Raw genomic sequence first — 15,947 nt, 5'->3', positions numbered from 1 at the left:
GCCATGGATCTGCTCCTTATCCTGACTTACGCCGCGATCTGCGTCGCAGTGTTCAAGATCTTCCGTATCCCGCTGAACAAATGGACGGTGCCCACCGCCGTACTGGGCGGCATCCTGATGATCGGCGCCTTGATTTTCACCATGAACTACAACCATCCCTACTCCGAGGTGGCACGTACCTATTTCGTTTCTGTGCCGGTCATCCCCATCGTCAGCGGCCAGGTGATTGATGTGCCGGTGAAGGGTAACGAGCCACTGGAAAAAGGTGATGTGCTGTTCCGCATCGACCCTACGCCGTTTGAAAACCGGCTGAAATCACTCAAGGCGCAACTGGTCGCTGCCAAGGGTGATCGCTACCGCATCACCGAGTTGATCCGGCGCAACTTCGGCACCCAGCGCGAACTGGATGCCGCGATCGCCCGCACCGATGATCTGCAGGCGCAACTGGATAACGCCCAGTTCGAACTGGACAACACCACCGTCCGCGCGCCGAGCAAAGGCTTCGTCACTCACGTGTCCTTGCGGCCGGGGATGATGGCGAGCAAGTTGCCGTTGCGTCCCTCGATGGTGTTCATTCCCGAGGAAGGCCAATACTTTGCCGCGTGGATGCGCCAGAACAGCCTGCTGCGCCTGACTGTCGGCGACGAAGCGGAAGTCGCGTTCGATGGCATTCCCGGCAAGGTTTTCGCCGGTCGGGTGAAGAATGTCATCGGGGTGATTGCCGAAGGACAAGTGCAACCGTCCGGTACTTTGATCGGCTATACCGGTTCGCCGCCGGCCGGGCGCGTGCCGGTGATCATTGAAATCACCGATCCCGAGTTCGCCCAGTACAGCAAGTTGATGCCGGGCGGTGCTTACGGGCAGGCCGCGTTGTACAGTCAGCACTTCCACCACATTGGCACGATGCGCAAAATCCTCCTGCGCATGGCAGCATGGATGAATTACATTTTCCCTTTCCATTGACCTGAAGCCCAATCACGAGAGGCCCGCACTGAGTACTTACAGCACCCACCGATTACCACCCTTGCTGCGTCGTGTCCTGCGTCCGTTGCTTGATCCTTATCGACGTTACCGGCACGCGCGGCTGATTCATGCGGTACGCGTGGCCCTCGGGTTACTGGCAACGATCCTGCTGACCACCGGCATCAACCTGCCACACGGCGAATGGGCCTCGGTGACCATGTTGGTGGTGATCGGTGGTTTGCAGCACCATGGCAACATCGGCAAGAAAGCCGCCGAGCGCGCCACCGGCACGTTGATCGGTGCCTGCGTCGGTTTGCTGCTGGTGGCGCAGCAGGCGTGGCTCGGCATGCCGTGGCTGACGTATTTTGCGATGGCGGTGGTCTGCGGTTTCTTCTCTTATCACGCCATCGGCAAGGGTGGGTACACCGCCCTGCTTTCGGCGATCACCGTGTTCATTGTTGCCGGGCATGGCGACAATCCGATCACCGATGGGTTGTGGCGCGGCGTCGACATCCTCATCGGCATTGCCCTCGCCCTGGCCTTCTCTTTTGCCCTGCCGCTGTATGCGGTGTATTCGTGGCGCTACAACCTCGCCGATGCCCTGCGCGATTGCGCCACCGTGTACGGACGCATCATCAGCGGCCAACCGGTCAGCGCCGATGAGCATTTGAAACTGATGGGCCGACTCGGCGCGGTAATGGTCCAGTTGCGCTCGCTGATGCCGTCGGTGTCCAAGGAAGTGAAGATTTCCATGACCGAACTCGACGCGATTCAACGCAATCTGCGCATGTGCATCAGCACATTGGAAATCCTCGGCAACACGCGACCGGATGCCAATGATCCAGAAGCCATGGCCCATCTGCAATCAGCGCTGAAGGCCGAGCATCGGCAGATTCGCGTGCAACTGATCGGCATGGCCCGAGCGTTGAAAACCGGCGCTTCGCAACGCCTGGACAGGCCTTTGGAATTGCCGGAGGCCAGCCTCGATGCGCCCGTTTACAGTGCGCTGGATGGCTACCGACTGTTGACCCGGCAACTGGCGACGAACATCGCCGAGATGCGCCAGCGCCTGGCGAAAACCGCACCGCGCTGGAACATCTGAGGGTTACTGCGCGGCCAGTCGCCGGCTCTTCAGGCCCCAGCCCTGTTGCATCCCGGCGGCAGCCAGCAGGATCGCCGCCACGCCGACCCATTGCAGGGTTTCCAGGCGATGGCCGAACGCGAACCAGTCAACGAAGATCGCCGCCATCGGGTAGATGAACGACAGAGCGCCGGTCAACGCCGTCGGCAATTTCTGAATCGCGCCGTACAGCAGTACATACATCAAACCGGTGTGGACGATGCCCAGCGTCACCAGACTGGCCCAGGCACTTGGCGCTTGCGGCAGCGCACTGAAATGCGCGAACGGCGCCAACAGCAAAATCCCGGTGCATACCTGAATCAGCGCGATCAGATGCGGTGGCGTGCCGGTCAGGCGTTTGATGATCAGCGCGGCAATCGCATACAGAAACGCCGCACCCAACGCCAACGCGATGCCCATCAGATAGTCATTGCCGCTCTCGCCCTGAGTGCCATGGGCGCTGACGATCGCCAACATGCCCATGAACGAAATCGCCAGCCAGAAGAGCTTCTGCAAAGTGATTTTTTCGCCGAGAAACAGTGCCGCCAACCCGACCAGCATGAACGGCTGCACGTTGTACACCGCCGTGCCGATGGCAATCGAGGCGCGGGAATACGAGGCAAACAACAACACCCAGTTACCGACAATCGCCATCCCGCTCAGCACTGCGAGCAGGAATGTGGTGCGGGTCAGGATGCCCGGGCGCAGAAAGCCGAAAGCGGCACAGATCAGCAGCAAGGTGCCGGCCCCGAATACACAGCGCCAGAACACCACGTCGAGCACCGGTTGCCCGGAGACCAGCACGAACCAGCCGATTGTCCCGGATATCAGCATGGCAGCGGTCATTTCAAATGAGCCGCGCCGGAGTGTGTTGTCCATCATCAATCTCCTGAGTGTGTGTGAAAAGTATGGCAAGCGAACCCGCAGGCGCTCCAGAGCAAAAAGCAGGCTAAACTCGCAATCTGCCTTTTTTATCGTGGGTAGTTTTCATCAATTGCCTAATGCTGGAGTTTTTTCATGACTGACGATATTGATCAGATCCTCATCGGCGCATTGATGGAGGATTCACGGCGCTCGCTCAAAGCCCTGGCACAAATCAGTGGACTGTCGTCACCAAGCGTGGCCGAGCGTTTGCGTCGACTGGAAGAGCGCGGTGTGCTCAAGGGCTATACCGTGGAGATCGATCCGAAATGCTTTGGTTACCAATTGCAGGCCATCGTCCGGGTGCGGCCATTGCCGGGGCAATTGCAGGAAGTCGAGCGGCAGATTCTGGCGATTCCCGAGTTCACCGAGTGCGACAAGGTGACGGGCGAAGACTGCTTTATCGCGCGCCTGCATGTGCGCTCGATGGAGCAACTGGACACCCTGCTCGACCGCCTCAATACCTTGGCAGAAACCAACACCGCGATCGTCAAGAAGACGCCGGTCAAGCGCCGTTTGCCGCCGATGGCCTAAATGCTTTTTCCGCACGTTTGGCGTAGATTGAGGTTTTTCCGGCGATGGATTGGCGGTAATGAGATTTCAGGCAATGGTGCTGGCAGCGTTGACGCTTGCCGGTTGCGGGACCGTACAGACCGTGGTGCGCAGTGATCAGGCTGCGGTGGACAGCCTCAAGGAGCAGAAAAGTTATTGCGGGGCGGTGCCAAGGATTTACAGCGGCCTCGCTTACGACTTTTGCAGCCTGCATGCGCCTCTGGGCAAGGGCGTTGATGCCGACGATTACAAAAACGCCGCGATTCCCGTGGTGTTGATCGATGCCGTGGTGTCCGGGGCACTCGACACGCTGTTGCTGCCCTACACCGTCTACAAACAGCAGACTGACGGCAGCATCGTGATCAATTGACCCGCTTCGGGCATATGTTCATTCAGCTTTCCAGCAGACAACAAAAAACCCGCCGAAGCGGGTTTTTCGTTATTTCACAGTCAGCAATCAGTCGTCGCGGCTCATGATGCCGAAGATCTGCAACAAGCTGATGAACAGGTTGTAGATCGATACATACAGGCTGATGGTCGCCATGATGTAGTTACGCTCGCCGCCGTGAATGATGGCGCTGGTCTGAAACAGGATGCACACCGACGAGAACAGCACGAAACCTGCGCTGATCGCCAGTTGCAGGCCGCTGATCTGGAAGAAGAAGCTCGCCAGCGTTGCACCCAGCAACACGAAGAAACCAGCGGTGATGAAACCACCGAGGAAGCTCATGTCCTTGCGGGTGATCAGCACGTAGGCCGACAGGCCACCGAACACCAGCGCGGTCATCGCGAATGCCGAGCTGACCACTTCAGCGCCGCCCTGCATGCCCAGGTAACGGTTGAGGATCGGGCCGAGCAGGAAACCCATGAAACCGGTCAGCGCAAAAGCGGACACCAGGCCCCACGCAGAATCACGCAGCTTGTTGGTGAGGAAGAACAGCCCGTAGAAGCCGATCAGCACCACGAAAATGTTCGGGTAGCCAACGCGCATCTGCTGAGCGACGAAAGCCATGACGCCGCTGAATGCGAGGGTCAGAGCCAGTAGGCCATAAGTGTTGCGCAGGACGCGGCTAACCTCTAGCTGCTCAGCCTGCACGCTGTTATTAACTGCGTAATCCTGTTCGCGCATGGCGACACTCCTGTTGGTTTGAAACGTTCAGTCGCAAAGATCATAACAGACGCTCTGTAACAAGCCATGCAGAGAGTTTGACAGTGTGTTTCATTCAGGTATTATGGCGCCCGCAACGCAACGGAGGTGTGGCCGAGTGGTTTAAGGCAACGGTCTTGAAAACCGTCGACTGTAACAGGTCCATGAGTTCGAATCCCATCGCCTCCGCCATCTTATGTACGACAAAGCCCTGATTATTCAGGGCTTTGTCGTTTCTTGCATTTAGAAATTCTGTTCCTCCCTCTCTCGATCATTTCCGCAACCCTACTCTTCCGACATCACTCGTTCGACCTTGACATGATGAGAGATGTGGCTGTCTTCAACAGACAACTTTCTGCTAATAGCTGCCGCTCACGACCGCCTTCATTCGGCCAAAAGCGGTCGGTGAGGTACTGCGCGAGTCCAATCCGCTGCAACTGCCGCGCCTGATCGACGGCCAATAAGGGGTTTCACAGATGGCGGCGTCCTGATTTGACGCCGCCTCAGGTCATTACACGACCACGTTCAACAGCAACACCACAATCAAACCGACCACGGCGACGATCGATTGCACCACCGAAATAGTCTTGGTGGCTTCGCCCATCGTCATGCCGAAGGATTCCTTCACCATCCAGAAACCTGCATGGTTGGCGTAGTTGAAGAACAGCGAGCCGCAGCCAATGGACAAGGCCAGCAGCGGCAGGTTGAGGCTGGGATCAGCACCGGCAAGCGGCGCCAGCAAGCCGGCAGCCCCCACGATACCTACCGTGGCGGAACCGGTAGATACCGAAAGCAACATGGCGATCAACCAACCGAGGATCAGCGGAGGGAACGCCGACTGCTGAGTCAGGTGCACAATCGCATCGCCCACCTTGGCGCTGGTCAGCAGTTCCTGAAAGGCACCGCCGCCGGCGATGATCATGATGATCGAGGCGATTGGCTTGAGGCTCTTGCCCAGCGATTCGCGCAATTGCCCCGCATCGCCGCCGCGCGCGAGTACCAGACTGGCCCCGGCGAACAGCACGCCCAGCAGCATCGCTATCAGCGGATTGCCGAGGAAACCGGCCATTTTCAGCAGCGCATTGTCCTTGGCCAATACCATCTCGGCGACGGCATGGATCAGCATCAGGATCGCCGGCAGCAAGGCTGCCAGCACGCCAAGGTATACGGAGGGGCTTGGTTTATCGTCGGCTTTTTCAGCCAGGGTGAACTGATCCAGCAACACCTGATCTGGCCGAGTGCTCATGCGCGGGGAAATGAATGCGCCATACAGTGGGCCGCCTAAAATCATGGCCGGGATAGCTGCCAGGAAACCATAGAGCATGGTCGGCCCGACCGAGGTTTTCAGCGCGGCGATGGCCGTCAACGGGCCAGGGTGCGGCGGGACCATACCGTGCATGGCGGCCAGTGCGGCAATCACCGGAACGCCCACATAGACATACGCTGAACCCTTGAAGCGCGCCTGACTTTCCAGCTTGCGCGCCACGCTGAAGATCAGCGGCAGCATGATCACCAGGCCGACCTCGAAAAACATCGGAATGCCAATCACAAACGCGACCATCATCATCGCCCACGGAATCATCCGATCCGATGTGCGCTTGAGGATGACGGCAGCAATCTGCTCGGTGACGCCGGCGTCAGCAAGAATTTTACCGAGCATCGCCCCCAGCGCGATGACCACCCCCACTGCCCCCAGTGTCTTGCCGGCGCCGGTGACCAAGTGGGAGACGATGCCATCTGGCTCCATACCGGTTGCAAAGCCTACACCGACGGAAACTACCAGCAAAGCCAGCAGCGGGTGCATTTTGAGGCGCGAGACGATCAGCGCTACCAGCACCAGGACGCTGATCAATGCGGTCAGTAACAGATCTATATCTAAGGGAGTCATGAAAGGTTCTCGGTTGGGCTGGTGCCCAAATTCTTGTAAGTGGGTGAGATGAATGGCATCTGCAACGGCCAAGTTTCAGCGTTCGACTTTCTAAAAACCGAATAACCTTCGAGGCGCTTGCACCAGCAGCGAGTCGCTGGCTTGCGCCGAAAGTTCCAAGGCTTGCAACTGGTCGACGACGGTGGCGAAACCGATGCTTTGCTCATGCTGCGTATGCGGCCAGTCGCTGCCCCATACCAACTGATGCAGGCCGAAGCTTTGTTCCAGCAACGGTAATGCCCTTCGAGCGAAATCAATGTTCTGTTGTGGCGCACCTCCCAAGCGATAGATTCCCGATACCTTGATCCAGATCGAACCTTTCGATCCGGCCTCAAGCAACTCGCCAAACCCGGGCTGATCGAGACCCGCATTCGCGTCCGGCCGCCCAAAGTGATCGATCACCAACTTCAGGCCGAACGGCGTCAATTGCTGGATCAGGCCCGGCAGATCCTTGACTTCCCGGTGCAACTCGACATGCCAGTCGAGATCAGCGATATCGCTGAAAAACCCTTGCCAGGCACTATCACGAAAATCAGGTAACGCCTTGCCGATCAGGTTCAAGCGCACGCCGACCACGCCCAGTCGAGCCATGTCATTCAAGGTAGAACGACTGACGCTTGGCTCCAGCACCACCACACCGCGCAACTGCTGCGGCGCTTGCTTCAACGCCGCCAACAGGTAGCTATTGTCGGTGCCAAGGAAACTTGGTTGCACCAATACACCGTGACTCAGACCATGCGTTTGCAAATGCTCAAGGTACTGGTCAAGCGTGGCGTCGTACTCAGGGGTGTAGCGCCGTGCACCGATCAGATGCAGATCACGGTTGAACACATGGGCATGGGAGTCGATGCCGGTGATCGACTTGGGGCGGGTATCTGACATGGGTTTTATCTACTGAAGGTTAGGATCATCACGCCCGAGCACGTTGATTGCCGTTGATACCGGCCTTAACGGAGGTGGCATTGGCTTCAAGGTCGCTGCCCCGGGTTTCAGGCAGGCAAAGTGCGGCAAGCACCGCCACGCCGTAGGCGATCCCGGCATCGATACCAATCGCCGAACCCAGCGACATGGAGTCACTCATGTGCCCGACCAGGAATGGAAATACAGCGGACAGCACCCGGCCAAAGTTGTAGCAAAAGCCAACGCCGGCGCCGCGTACATCGGCAGGGTAAAGTTCGGTGAAGAGCGCTCCCAGACTGGCCGGAATACCGGCGGCGAAGAACCCCAACGGGAACCCAAGGAACAGCATCTGCGTATTGGTCAGCGGCAAAAATACGTAGCACTGCACCGTGACCACGCAGCACAAGGCAAACAGCACAATGTTTTTACGACGGCCAATGCGATCGATCAAATAGCCGCTGGCCACACAACCACACCAGAAGGCGATGATGATCACCGCCAGATAGCCGCCCGAGTTCAGCACAGACAGATTGCGCTCGGTTTTGAGGAAGGTCGGCAACCAGGTCATTACCGCGTGATAGCCACCGTGCGCGCCCAGTCCCAGTAGCCCCCCAAACAGGGTCACGCGAATCAGTTCCGGGCGAAAAATGCCGGCGAGCGACTTGAAGAAACTCTGCGGGATGGCGTTGTCTTTTTGCAGACGCTGGAAGCTGTCCGGCTCCTCAACGTTACGACGCACCCAGATGATCAGGAACGACGGCAGCAACCCGACAAGGAACATCACACGCCAGGCCATGTCCTGTGGCACCCAGGTGTAGATCAGAGTGAACACCCCGACCGCCAGGCCCCAACCCACCGCCCAGGCACTTTGCACAGTGCCCATGACCTTGCCGCGATAGTGCGGATTGATCGTCTCGGCCATCAGCACCGCGCCGGCCGCCCACTCCCCGCCAATCCCGAAACCCTGCAGCGCTTTGACCACCAACAGCTGATTGAAGCCCGTGACGAAGGCCGAGAGAAAGGTGAAGAACGAGAACCACAAAATCATCAACTGCAACGTGCGCACACGGCCATAACGGTCAGACAACGTCCCCCCCACCCAGCCACCGAGTGCCGAGGTGACGAGGGTAACGCCGCTGATCAATCCGGCATCGCCCTTTGTCAGCGCGAACGCGGCAATCAGCGCCGGAATCGCCAGACCGAACATTTGTACTTCCAACGCGTCGAGCGACCATCCGCCGAAGCAGGCCCAAAACGTTTTGCGCTCCCGAGGAGTGACTTGGCGATACCAGCTGAACATGATTCTTATCCTTATAGGTGTTACGCAAGGCAGCCGACAGCCAACCGCAACGCGACAGGGTCAGCTTTGGCAAACAAACAGAAATCGGGCGGCGATCTAGCCGCCGCAGAACGCTCCGCGACGCAGGCAGGCGTCAGCGAATATCCACGCTGTAGCGGAAGTGCTCCGCATGGCCGCGCGAGCGACGCCATTCCAGCGGGCTACCCGCGTAATCGCGGGCCAAACGCTCGATCACGATCACCGGACTGTTGACCGCTACCTGCAGCAATCGGGCATGCACGTCATTCACCGATTCAGCGGTCAGCGTTTCTTCGGCCGATGCAACAACCTGTCCGCACACTTCTTCGTAGATCGGATACAGCAGCGGCCCTTCGCGACTGAGGTCGATCTCCAGCAGCGCCTGAAACCGCTGGCGGGGCAACCAGATTTCTTCGGCGAGCACCGGCTTAACATCGAGCAGACGCACACGGACAATACGAATGACCGGCGCATCGGCGGGCAACCCCAGCGCTTGCGCTACGGCCGAAGGTGCGGCAACGGGCTCGATCGAGAGGATGCGACTCTCCGGGACCTGGCGCTCACCGGAAACAGTCTGGAATCGGAAGAAACGGAACAATGAGGATTGAAACTGCGCCCGGCGAATGAACGTCCCTCGCCCTTGCTGACGCTCCAGAATGCCCTCACTGACCAACGCATCAATCGCTTTGCGCACCGTGCCGGTGGACAGTTGGTATTCGGCAGACAGCGCCGCTTCAGTAGGGATCGCCTCCCCCGGACGCCAGCGATTATTGGCGATCTGCTCAGCCAATTGGTCACGCAGGCGTTGGTACAGCGGCAGTCGGGCATCACTGGATAAAGAATTCATCGACTTTATTCACCTTGTTATCTAGTCATCTATATGAATCTTGCGCCGAGTATTTGCCCAGATAAGTTGCCTGTCAAGGAGGGGCTTTTCGTCCTGCTGACGAATGGCTGCCCCACTGCCCTTCTCATAGACATGCGGATTTTCGCCGGCAATGTCAGATTCTGGCCGAATGCGCACGGTCAGGAGCGACAGCTATCGGCCAGAAGCGGCCTGTCGACACCGGCGCACCCAATCCTTGTGCGATACTGCGTTCATGAAACTAGACACTGTCCTAGGCGACTTCTTCCTAACGTTCGGCAAAGACCTCCACATAGAGGCCAACCATGCTCTATTACGGTCGGGTGACTTCGCTAAAAACCTCTACCTCATCAAAGCTGGTGCAGTGCGGATCTGCGTGCGCGACCCAGAAGGTATGGATATCAGCGTCCAATTCTTTTTTGAGGGTGAGGTCGTTAGCTCTCTGGAGAGCCTGGTTAGCGGCTGTCCAAGCGAGTTGGAAATTATCACGATGGAAGCGTGCCACCTGTGCGTGCTAGACCGGGACACCGTTCTGGCGCAGATCCTGTCGAAACCAATCTTGCAGACTCAGTTGCTGGCACTCACGCAGTTGCGACTGGCCGACTACATCAAGCTCTACACCAGTGCCATCTCGCAAACCCCTACAGAACGATATCTGGGCATGCTCTCCACTCAGTCAGATCGATTGGCAAGAATCCCCATGCACGTGCTTGCAGGTTATCTGGGGGTGACCCCAGTTCACTTGAGCCGAATTCGACGAAAGCTGAAAGCGAGCGCAGACAAAACCGGCATCTGAACATATGTAAATGACAACATAACGCCAGAGAAGCACGATTGGCCTTCACCACTGCTCTGGCCAATCTCCGGCAGCTAACGGGCTGATGTTTCGAAACATCCCCCTACCCTTAGTTACCACAGTAGTGATGAGACTTTTCAAGCATCCATCCACTTCTGGAGGTACCTCGATGGCATTGAATTTACTGGCTGTACTGCAGATTTCCGGCGCAGCACTTCTGACTTGGGCAATGGTCAAGCTAGCACGGTGGCTTTGGATCTACCTCTGGCTACCAGCGCGATTCAACGGCCAATCTTTAGCCAAGCGCTACGGTCAAGGGAGCTGGGCATTCATCACTGGTGCCAGCGACGGTTTGGGCAGAGCTTTCGCCCGCGAATTAGCACACTGCGGCTTTAACCTGATCTTGGCAGCACGTACCCAGTCCAAACTTGACCGCCTCCAGAGCGAGTTGCATGAGTTGGGTGTTCAAGTTCGAACTGTCGCGCTTGACCTGTCGGATTCGGCCCCACACACCTATCAAGCACTGGCCGCCGCCGCAGAGGATGTTGATCTTTCGGTGCTGATCAACTGTGTAGGCACCACAGTACATCGGCGTTATGCGGATGTGCCGACTGCCACTCTACGCCGTTTGCTGGCAGTGAATGTCAGTACCACCGCTATCGTGACCCATACGTTGCTGCCTGGACTCCTCAGGCACGCCTCCTCGACGGGAAGACGTGCAGCACTTCTTAACGTAGGCTCCATAGTGGGGCGCTTTTATTGGCCGGGTACGCAGATCTATGGAGCCTGCAAGGCTTTCGTTGATCATCTCACTGTTCCGCTGGCATTTGAGTATTCAGATCAACTCGACGTTTTGTCCTTCCAGCCCACCGTCATGGCGACAGCTATGGCAGCAGGCACAGAACCTGCTGCCATCACCATTACACCAGAAATGGCTGCCAGCGCAGCACTGTCTCATTTAGGCCACACACTCGCATCTCATGGCCACTGGCGACACGGTCTACTGGCAGCCCTTTTCACTATCCTTCCCGCCCGTGTACTAAATGCAGTGCAACTCAGCGGAGCGTTGGAGATGGGGAGAGTTGAAATGACCAAGGGCGAATAGACCCTGGGCGTCGAGTGTCCCCTTTGCTTGTTTCTCGCCAATGCACCCCAGACCAGCAGCTTTAGGTCGGTAGCTGCTCTTCGCTAAGGGCATCTATGGGGCGGACGCAGACAGCTGCGACAGACCGATTCTGGCCGTTAGCTGCCGCTCATGACCGTCAACTTCCGGCCAGAAGCTGACGTTCGGGAATAACCGCTTTCGACTCAAGCAGACATATTTAATGACCACAATTCGCCGTGTTCAACCACCGGACAGGTGTGCATATTCAAGGCGCTGCTGGATAGAACTCACCATCATCACCCTGAACTCTCGCGTTCAAACTGCGAGCCATCTCTTCGAGTTTGGAGATCGCCTTGTCAGTCGGATTTTTTGTATACAGCTCACCAAGATCTGAGCGATACCAGAGCGGAAATGACTCTCCAGGTATGGAGACCATAAAGTCTTGTGGGCTATTGGCAACATCCCTGATGACCTCTGGGTCGGTTTTCAAATGTTCTTGCCATTCGTCGAAGGTGATTTTGGGACCGAAGTCGTCAGCCCAAAAATCCTTGCGACTGATATGTAGATCGTAACCGGCGACCGCAAAGGTGCTAACACCCATAAGAAGCACTGAAAGGAAATTACGCATATGTCCCTATTTGAGGATGTCTGTGGGATTTATGCTGACGTCCTGAGACTTTCCTTACAAGGGGAACCTGCTACAAAAGTCCGCTCTTGGCCGACTGCTGCCGATTGCAATCTCCGCTTCCGACCAATTGCAAACGCTTAATTCAGATTTTCAGATCCTCCTGATGCTACTGCCAGGATTGCGCCATATGCGCCTTCCTCAGGGACATAGGAAACAAATCTTTCACTGTCATATTTTTGCACCCAAAGGCGTCCACAGTTCTGGCACTCGTAGGCGCTCGACATTCGGTGAATGTAGAGGCTGGATATCCGGTCTTGCAGCTTGTCAGCAGCGCTGAACCAGGGTGAAAACTCGCCAAATGCATCGGCGATCGCAGCCTTGTCTCCGGACTCCGCCGCCTCTACCAGAGGTCTGAGTTCACGGTGCACCTCATCCCAAAATTCATTTTCTACCTCGTCGCGAAGCAGGCTCGCCTTATAGGGCAAGCCGTCGGTCTGATCGGTAATCACATGACCACATGTGCAACCCAATTTACTCATTTTCGGTTAATCAACCTGATGTTCGATCACTCATTAAATGGCGGACAACTCTTTGTTACAACTCCTGATTGATCGTCCGCTTTTGGCCGAAAGCTCCCGCACCGCGACTGAGGTTTTCTATGCAAACTGCCTGTTCACCCCTCGGCGCCGCTTCATACAACACCCAATTCACACACCACCCCTTATGTAACCCGAAAACACGCCGATAGCGTCCAGCAGCATGGAAGCACCGCAGCAGCAATGACTCCCTAGAAGGCAGGAACCCGAACAATGTTGGAACACCTCTGGCGCAGCATCCATTCCCCGGACTACTTCCCCAACGTACTGGAGTGGATGCTCCATATTCTTCTCAGCCCGTTCATGGTGATCATGTGCCTGATGGTCGGGGCGTTGGCCGGTAAATGGTGGAGAGCCCTGCCCTATGGCAGCCTGACTTGTTATGTGGTCTTTCTGAGCCGGTCTTCTTTCTATCGGTGGGAAAGCATTTTCCCCCTAGCCGGTCTACCTGCGCTGGCGATCGATGGCGCGCTGTTGGCGCTCCTTGGTTTTTATTTGAAAGGCGTACTCAAAACCCGCGCAGACGCAAATCCCGAAGGCCATTGGCTGCGCAGGCTTTATCAAGGCCTTAAGGTCGTCCTGCTGACAGTCATGGTGATGTTCTGGGGAGTCGTCGCGCTGTTTGTCGTGGTCTTCACTGTCTCGGTCGCGACCCAACCGTCATTGGCGCATTGAGCAGCCTTCTGCTCGATCAGACAAATCGCGACTCCGGATCGCCGGAAACAGCGCTCGAATGAGCTGCCGGTTCGACAAGGTGAACTTCCGTGGCATTGCGCCCCGCCAGCCAGGCCAGCACAGACGCGGCGACCAGGACCGCAGCACTGAGCTCGAACGTGGCTTTGTATCCGCTCAGGTCAAAAGCCAGACCGCCAATGATTGCGCCTCCGGCGATCGCCAGCTGGACAATGGCGACGAGCAAGCCGCCTCCGGCCTCGGCATCATCCGGAAGCGTCTGCGCCAGCCATGTCCACCAGCCGACCGGCGCGGCGGTGGCAACCAGTCCCCAGAGGCCGAGCAACACGGCGGTCAGCAGCGGTGATTTGCCGAAGCTCACTAAGGCCAGCGCGATGGCCGCCATGATCAGCGGGATGATGGTCAACGTGCGGTAGAGGCCGCGCCCCATAAACCTTTCGATCAGAAAGGTACCGATAAAACCGGCCAGTCCCAACCCCAGCAGCATCAAGGACAAGGTTGAGACACTGACGCCAGTCACACCCTCAAGAAAGGGACGCAGGTAGGTGAACAGCATGAACTGGCCCATGAAAAAAACGCTGACGGCGACCATGCCCAAGGCTACCGGCGGCTGCTTCATCAGGCGCAGAACGTTGCCGCTACCGGCATGGCGCTCAGCCTTGAAGGATGGGAGGCTGATCAGCAGCCAGACGGCGGCAAGCACCGCGACCGGAACCACACAGAAGAATGCACCACGCCAGCCGATCAGCGAGCCGAGAAAGCTCCCCGCCGGAGCGGCGATGACCGTCGCCAGCGCGTTACCGCCATTGACGATAGCCAGCGCTCGCGAAACCTGTGCAGGCTGCACCAGACGCATTGCGGTCGCCGCCGACAATGACCAGAAACCACCAATCGCAATCCCGATCAACGCACGCCCGAACATGAATGACGGGTAGCCCGGCGCGACCGCGACGACCGTACCAGAGACGATCATCAGCAAGGTAAGGCCCAGCAGCAGCTTCTTGCGTTCGACGCGAGCGGCGACCGAGGCAATCAACAGACTGGTGATCAATGCAAAGGCACCGGACACGGAAATGCCCTGCCCGGCCTGACCTTCGGTGATGTGCAGGTCTGCCGCAATCGGCGTCAGCAGGCTGACCGGCATGAACTCTGAAGCGACCAAAGCGAATGCGGCCAACGACATCGCCAGCACGGCGCTCCAGCCGCCTGTTCTTTTAGAGGGATCTGTAGAAGGAAACGTCATGGGAACTACCTGTGATGCGAAAAACCTGTGGATGTGATGCGCAGGGGCAAGCAGTTTTTTGCCCATCCGGGCACTGCCCCTGTAACAGATAGACACATTCTCCCGGTCAATCCGCCCCTTCCCTAGCGCATTCCTCTTGAATGCTTGCCTGATCCTCTGAGGATGCAGGGTGATGGATAGGAAACGTCTCGCGCGCGGATTAGTGTTCGGTCAACAGGAGTGACCCGCCATGATCGATACCCCACTGCGCCATGAATCACCGCTGGCGTTGAACATTGACCCGCGCGTGAGCGCACCGGGTGACTTCGCCACGGCCATCCCCGGCTTGTCGTTGTTTCGTCGCGACCAGCCGGCGGCGCCCGTGGTGTGCATGATCGAACCCAGCCTGATTCTCGTCGGTCGTGGTGAAAAGCGCTTATGGGTGGGTGGCGAGGGTTACAGCTATGACCCTTCGCGGTTTTTGGTCACCTCACTGGATCTGCCCGCCAACTCCGAGGTGATGCTCGCCAGTCCCGCACAGCCCTGTGTCGGCCTCGTACTGAAACTGGATGTCAGCATGCTCGCCGAGGTCATCACCAGGAGTGGTTTGCCGGCCAAGCGGCAGCCATCGACGGGCACGGGCGCCGCGATTGGCAGCCTGTCGTCTGCGCTGGAAGGCGCGCTTGATCGCCTGCTGGCATTACTGGATGAACCCGAGGCGATCCCGGTGTTGGCGCCGCTGATTCTGCGGGAAATCCACTATCGGCTGCTGCATACCGATCAAGGCACACGGCTGCGGCAGATTACTGCCGTCGATGGTCAGGGTTACCGCATCGCCAAGGCGATTGACTGGCTCAAGGTCAACTACACCAATGCCTTGCGCATCGACGACCTGGCCGCGCGAGTGCAGATGAGCGCGCCGACCTTTCACCATCATTTCCGCCAGCTCACCGGCATGAGCCCGCTGCAGTACCAGAAATGGCTGCGGCTGAACGAAGCGCGTCGACTGATGCTGGTCGATCGCCTGGACATCTCGCGGGCGGCGTTTGCGGTCGGCTATGAAAGTCCTTCGCAGTTCAGCCGCGAATATGGCCGCCTGTTCGGCACCGCGCCAAGTCGTGACATCGCCCTCCTGCGCGGGCAGCCATTCGAGGCAGAAGCCCTCGGCACAGTAGCGAATTGAACGAAAAACGC

General features: G+C 57.8%; 17 protein-coding genes and 1 tRNA gene. 9 read left to right on the top strand and 9 right to left on the bottom strand.

Annotated features, from left to right (window positions below; genetic code table 11):
* Positions 1-3 precede the first annotated feature (3 nt).
* Positions 4-963, top strand: a complete 960-nt coding sequence (locus FGA82_RS25645) for an HlyD family secretion protein (RefSeq protein WP_141129243.1) — start codon at positions 4-6, stop codon at positions 961-963.
* Between the two features lie 61 nt (positions 964-1,024).
* The gene (locus FGA82_RS25640) at positions 1,025-2,065 is read left to right on the top strand and encodes an FUSC family protein (protein WP_171057357.1); all 1,041 of its coding nucleotides are present in this window, start codon (positions 1,025-1,027) and stop codon (positions 2,063-2,065) included.
* A gap of 3 nt (positions 2,066-2,068) precedes the next feature.
* Here the strand turns inward: FGA82_RS25640 and FGA82_RS25635 are convergent, their stop codons facing one another.
* Positions 2,069-2,962 (bottom strand): DMT family transporter, encoded by an 894-nt coding sequence (locus tag FGA82_RS25635; RefSeq protein WP_141129242.1) that lies wholly within the window; start codon positions 2,960-2,962, stop codon positions 2,069-2,071.
* 138 nt (positions 2,963-3,100) lie between these two features.
* Here FGA82_RS25635 and FGA82_RS25630 point away from each other — a divergent pair, with 138 nt between their 5' ends.
* Complete coding sequence (locus tag FGA82_RS25630) at positions 3,101-3,538, top strand: Lrp/AsnC family transcriptional regulator (protein ID WP_064118307.1); 438 nt, start codon at positions 3,101-3,103, stop codon at positions 3,536-3,538.
* 58 nt (positions 3,539-3,596) lie between these two features.
* Positions 3,597-3,926, top strand: coding sequence for a YceK/YidQ family lipoprotein (locus FGA82_RS25625; RefSeq protein WP_007915447.1), 330 nt, complete (start codon positions 3,597-3,599; stop codon positions 3,924-3,926).
* A gap of 87 nt (positions 3,927-4,013) precedes the next feature.
* Here the strand turns inward: FGA82_RS25625 and FGA82_RS25620 are convergent, their stop codons facing one another.
* On the bottom strand, positions 4,014-4,685 hold the full coding sequence (locus FGA82_RS25620; RefSeq protein WP_008081508.1) for a Bax inhibitor-1/YccA family protein: 672 nt from the start codon (positions 4,683-4,685) through the stop codon (positions 4,014-4,016).
* A 122-nt stretch (positions 4,686-4,807) separates the two neighbouring features.
* On the opposite strand from FGA82_RS25620, the gene FGA82_RS25615 reads away from it, so the two are divergent.
* Positions 4,808-4,895 (top strand) — tRNA-Ser (locus tag FGA82_RS25615).
* 319 nt (positions 4,896-5,214) lie between these two features.
* Here the strand turns inward: FGA82_RS25615 and FGA82_RS25610 are convergent.
* The 4 genes from FGA82_RS25610 to FGA82_RS25595 form a co-directional block, all read right to left on the bottom strand.
* On the bottom strand, positions 5,215-6,591 hold the full coding sequence (locus FGA82_RS25610) for a GntP family permease (RefSeq protein WP_141129241.1): 1,377 nt from the start codon (positions 6,589-6,591) through the stop codon (positions 5,215-5,217).
* A gap of 90 nt (positions 6,592-6,681) precedes the next feature.
* Entirely contained in the window at positions 6,682-7,512 is an 831-nt protein-coding gene (locus FGA82_RS25605; protein ID WP_141129240.1) for an amidohydrolase family protein, read from the bottom strand.
* Between the two features lie 28 nt (positions 7,513-7,540).
* Positions 7,541-8,830: an MFS transporter gene (locus FGA82_RS25600; protein ID WP_141129239.1), complete on the bottom strand. Its 1,290-nt coding sequence runs from the start codon at positions 8,828-8,830 to the stop codon at positions 7,541-7,543.
* A gap of 133 nt (positions 8,831-8,963) precedes the next feature.
* The gene (locus FGA82_RS25595; protein ID WP_047294081.1) at positions 8,964-9,695 is read right to left on the bottom strand and encodes a GntR family transcriptional regulator; all 732 of its coding nucleotides are present in this window, start codon (positions 9,693-9,695) and stop codon (positions 8,964-8,966) included.
* 253 nt (positions 9,696-9,948) lie between these two features.
* Between FGA82_RS25595 and FGA82_RS25590 the strand changes: the two genes are divergently transcribed.
* Together FGA82_RS25590 and FGA82_RS25585 are read left to right on the top strand one after the other, a co-directional pair.
* Positions 9,949-10,509, top strand: a complete 561-nt coding sequence (locus tag FGA82_RS25590; protein ID WP_141129238.1) for a Crp/Fnr family transcriptional regulator — start codon at positions 9,949-9,951, stop codon at positions 10,507-10,509.
* Positions 10,510-10,678: 169 nt separating this feature from the next.
* Positions 10,679-11,614 (top strand): SDR family oxidoreductase, encoded by a 936-nt coding sequence (locus tag FGA82_RS25585; protein ID WP_171057356.1) that lies wholly within the window; start codon positions 10,679-10,681, stop codon positions 11,612-11,614.
* Positions 11,615-11,879: 265 nt separating this feature from the next.
* On the opposite strand, the gene FGA82_RS25580 is transcribed toward FGA82_RS25585, so the two are convergent.
* Complete coding sequence (locus FGA82_RS25580; protein WP_141129236.1) at positions 11,880-12,242, bottom strand: hypothetical protein; 363 nt, start codon at positions 12,240-12,242, stop codon at positions 11,880-11,882.
* Positions 12,243-12,379: 137 nt separating this feature from the next.
* The gene (locus FGA82_RS25575; protein WP_141129235.1) at positions 12,380-12,781 is read right to left on the bottom strand and encodes a hypothetical protein; all 402 of its coding nucleotides are present in this window, start codon (positions 12,779-12,781) and stop codon (positions 12,380-12,382) included.
* A 270-nt stretch (positions 12,782-13,051) separates the two neighbouring features.
* Here FGA82_RS25575 and FGA82_RS25570 point away from each other — a divergent pair, with 270 nt between their 5' ends.
* Entirely contained in the window at positions 13,052-13,513 is a 462-nt protein-coding gene (locus FGA82_RS25570) for a hypothetical protein (protein ID WP_141129234.1), read from the top strand.
* Between the two features lie 16 nt (positions 13,514-13,529).
* Here FGA82_RS25570 and FGA82_RS25565 read toward each other — a convergent pair whose 3' ends face one another.
* Positions 13,530-14,774 carry an MFS transporter gene (locus FGA82_RS25565; protein ID WP_141129233.1) on the bottom strand — a complete coding sequence of 415 codons (1,245 nt, stop codon included), beginning with the start codon at positions 14,772-14,774 and terminating at the stop codon, positions 13,530-13,532.
* A 229-nt stretch (positions 14,775-15,003) separates the two neighbouring features.
* Here FGA82_RS25565 and FGA82_RS25560 point away from each other — a divergent pair, with 229 nt between their 5' ends.
* On the top strand, positions 15,004-15,936 hold the full coding sequence (locus tag FGA82_RS25560; protein WP_141129232.1) for an AraC family transcriptional regulator: 933 nt from the start codon (positions 15,004-15,006) through the stop codon (positions 15,934-15,936).
* Positions 15,937-15,947: the final 11 nt, after the last annotated feature.

Source organism: Pseudomonas fluorescens, assembly GCF_005938625.1.
GTDB classification, from domain to species: domain Bacteria; phylum Pseudomonadota; class Gammaproteobacteria; order Pseudomonadales; family Pseudomonadaceae; genus Aquipseudomonas; species Aquipseudomonas fluorescens_BD.
The sequence above is the reverse complement of the archived record's forward strand: the minus strand, read 5'-3'. Positions and strand labels throughout refer to the sequence as shown.

Excerpts from the sequence above, each read along its gene's own strand:
- FGA82_RS25585 (WP_171057356.1), top strand. The coding sequence starts at position 10,679 with ATGGCATTGAATTTACTGGCTGTACTGCAGATTTCCGGCGCAGCACTT.
- FGA82_RS25595 (WP_047294081.1), bottom strand. The coding sequence starts at position 9,695 with ATGAATTCTTTATCCAGTGATGCCCGACTGCCGCTGTACCAACGCCTG.
- FGA82_RS25630 (WP_064118307.1), top strand. The coding sequence starts at position 3,101 with ATGACTGACGATATTGATCAGATCCTCATCGGCGCATTGATGGAGGAT.
- FGA82_RS25605 (WP_141129240.1), bottom strand. The coding sequence starts at position 7,512 with ATGTCAGATACCCGCCCCAAGTCGATCACCGGCATCGACTCCCATGCC.
- FGA82_RS25590 (WP_141129238.1), top strand. The coding sequence starts at position 9,949 with ATGAAACTAGACACTGTCCTAGGCGACTTCTTCCTAACGTTCGGCAAA.
- FGA82_RS25610 (WP_141129241.1), bottom strand. The coding sequence starts at position 6,591 with ATGACTCCCTTAGATATAGATCTGTTACTGACCGCATTGATCAGCGTC.
- FGA82_RS25600 (WP_141129239.1), bottom strand. The coding sequence starts at position 8,830 with ATGTTCAGCTGGTATCGCCAAGTCACTCCTCGGGAGCGCAAAACGTTT.
- FGA82_RS25575 (WP_141129235.1), bottom strand. The coding sequence starts at position 12,781 with ATGAGTAAATTGGGTTGCACATGTGGTCATGTGATTACCGATCAGACC.
- FGA82_RS25635 (WP_141129242.1), bottom strand. The coding sequence starts at position 2,962 with ATGGACAACACACTCCGGCGCGGCTCATTTGAAATGACCGCTGCCATG.
- FGA82_RS25570 (WP_141129234.1), top strand. The coding sequence starts at position 13,052 with ATGTTGGAACACCTCTGGCGCAGCATCCATTCCCCGGACTACTTCCCC.
- FGA82_RS25645 (WP_141129243.1), top strand. The coding sequence starts at position 4 with ATGGATCTGCTCCTTATCCTGACTTACGCCGCGATCTGCGTCGCAGTG.
- FGA82_RS25560 (WP_141129232.1), top strand. The coding sequence starts at position 15,004 with ATGATCGATACCCCACTGCGCCATGAATCACCGCTGGCGTTGAACATT.
- FGA82_RS25565 (WP_141129233.1), bottom strand. The coding sequence starts at position 14,774 with ATGACGTTTCCTTCTACAGATCCCTCTAAAAGAACAGGCGGCTGGAGC.
- FGA82_RS25580 (WP_141129236.1), bottom strand. The coding sequence starts at position 12,242 with ATGCGTAATTTCCTTTCAGTGCTTCTTATGGGTGTTAGCACCTTTGCG.
- FGA82_RS25625 (WP_007915447.1), top strand. The coding sequence starts at position 3,597 with ATGAGATTTCAGGCAATGGTGCTGGCAGCGTTGACGCTTGCCGGTTGC.
- FGA82_RS25620 (WP_008081508.1), bottom strand. The coding sequence starts at position 4,685 with ATGCGCGAACAGGATTACGCAGTTAATAACAGCGTGCAGGCTGAGCAG.